This is a genomic window from Nonomuraea sp. NPDC003707 (assembly GCF_053587055.1).
This window is the reverse complement of sequence record NZ_JBSFNK010000142.1, coordinates 1-1,033: the sequence shown is the minus strand read 5'-3', so window position 1 is coordinate 1,033 and position 1,033 is coordinate 1. Positions and strand designations below refer to the sequence as shown.

Annotated in this window: 1 rRNA gene; it reads right to left on the bottom strand. The window is 57.4% G+C overall.

Going from position 1 to position 1,033, the window contains the following annotated elements:
• Window positions 1–3: 3 nt before the first annotated feature.
• Window positions 4–1,033: ribosomal RNA gene (locus ACWDRB_RS67910) — 23S ribosomal RNA — on the bottom strand; the annotation flags it as partial.

The following is a 1,033-nucleotide window of genomic DNA, read 5'->3' as shown; positions in this document are numbered from 1 at the left end:
TTTGTGGTCAAGTCCTCGGCCTATTAGTACCGGTCAGCTCCACACGTTACCGCGCTTCCACCTCCGGCCTATCAACCCGGTCGTCTACCGGGAGCCTTACCCCCTCACAGGGTGGGAGACCTCATCTCAAGGCAAGCTTCCCGCTTAGATGCTTTCAGCGGTTATCCCTCCCGAACGTAGCCAACCAGCCGTGCACCTGGCGGTACAACTGGCACACCAGAGGTTCGTCCGTCCCGGTCCTCTCGTACTAGGGACAGCCCCTTTCAAGTCTCCTGCGCGCGCAGCGGATAGGGACCGAACTGTCTCGCGACGTTCTAAACCCAGCTCGCGTACCGCTTTAATGGGCGAACAGCCCAACCCTTGGGACCTACTCCAGCCCCAGGATGCGACGAGCCGACATCGAGGTGCCAAACCATCCCGTCGATATGGACTCTTGGGGAAGATCAGCCTGTTATCCCCGGGGTACCTTTTAGCCGTTGAGCGACACCGCTTCCACACGCCGATGCCGGATCACTAGTCCCAGCTTTCGCTCCTGCTCGACCCGTCAGTCTCACAGTCAAGCTCCCTTGTGCACTTACACTCAACACCTGATTGCCAACCAGGCTGAGGGAACCTTTGGGCGCCTCCGTTACCCTTTGGGAGGCAACCGCCCCAGTTAAACTACCCACCAGACACTGTCCCCGATCCGGATCACGGACCAGAGTTAGACATCCAAAACGACCAGAGTGGTATTTCACCAATGACTCCACCCGAACTAGCGTCCGAGCTTCCCAGTCTCCCACCTATCCTACACAAGCCGTTCCAAACACCAATGTCAAGCTGTAGTGAAGGTCCCGGGGTCTTTCCGTCCTGCTGCGCGAAACGAGCATCTTTACTCGTACTGCAATTTCACCGGGTCTGCGGTTGAGACAGCGGGGAAGTCGTTACGCCATTCGTGCAGGTCGGAACTTACCCGACAAGGAATTTCGCTACCTTAGGATGGTTATAGTTACCACCGCCGTTTACCGGCGCTTAAGTTCTCACCTTCGCCAAC